Below are 1,272 nucleotides of genomic sequence, written 5' to 3'. Positions count from 1 at the left end.
GGATTTTTCACCCAGTCCTTGTCGGACCGCGATCCTGAGCTTTTTGGCTCGATCCGGTCTGAGCTGGGTCGTCAGCGCGACGAGATCGAGCTGATTGCGTCCGAGAACATCGTCTCTGCCGCCGTGATGGAGGCGCAGGGTTCGGTGATGACCAACAAATATGCCGAAGGTTACCCGGGCCGGCGCTATTACGGAGGCTGCGAGTTTGTTGATATCGCCGAGAATCTGGCCATCGACCGCGCCAGGCAGCTGTTTGGCTGTGGCTTTGCCAATGTGCAGCCGAACTCGGGCAGCCAGGCCAACCAGGGCGTGTTCCAGGCGCTGATCCAGCCCGGCGACACCATTCTGGGCATGAGCCTGGATGCCGGTGGCCACCTGACCCACGGCGCGCGGCCCAACCAGTCGGGCAAGTGGTTCAACGCCGTGCAATACGGCGTGCGCCAGCAGGACAACATGCTGGACTATGATCAGGTCGAGGCGCTGGCGAAAGAGCATAACCCCAAGCTGATCATCGCGGGCGGTTCGGCCATCCCGCGTCAGATCGATTTTGCCCGCATGCGTCAGATCGCCGACATGGTCGGCGCCTATCTGCACGTGGACATGGCGCATTTCGCCGGTCTGGTTGCGGCGGGCGAGCACCCCAGCCCGTTCCCCTACGCGCATGTGGCGACCACCACCACACACAAGACCCTGCGCGGCCCACGTGGGGGCATGATCCTGACCAATGATGAAGATATCGCTAAGAAAGTGAATTCGGCGATCTTCCCCGGCATTCAGGGCGGCCCGCTGATGCATGTGATCGCGGCCAAGGCCGTGGCCTTTGGCGAGGCGCTGCGCCCCGAGTTCAAAAGCTATATCCAGCAGGTCGTGACCAATGCGCAGGCGCTCAGCGATCAGTTGATCAAGGGCGGGCTCGACACCGTGACCCACGGCACCGACACCCATGTGGTGCTGGTCGACCTGCGCCCCAAGGGCGTCAAGGGCAACGCCACCGAAAAGGCCCTGGGCCGGGCGCATATCACCTGCAACAAGAACGGCGTGCCGTTTGACCCGGAAAAGCCGACCATCACGTCGGGCATCCGCCTTGGCAGCCCCGCCGGCACCACCCGCGGCTTTGGCGAGGCCGAGTTCCGCCAGATCGCCGACTGGATCATCGAAGTGGTCGACGGCCTGGCCGCCAACGGCGAAGACGGCAACGCCGAAGTCGAAGCCCGCGTCCGCGCCCAGGTCGCAGACCTCTGCAACCGCTTCCCCATATACCCGAACCTGTAA

General features: G+C 63.6%; 1 protein-coding gene. It reads left to right on the top strand.

The window, feature by feature from the left end:
* A partial coding sequence (gene glyA, locus ACR0AD_RS21105; RefSeq protein ID WP_480484971.1) for a serine hydroxymethyltransferase occupies window positions 1–1,272 on the top strand: 1,272 nt, incomplete at its 5' end.

The organism is Ruegeria sp. BH8 (assembly GCF_056538065.1).
Note: the sequence above shows the minus strand (reverse complement) of the source record. Positions and strands in the feature narration are given on the sequence as shown.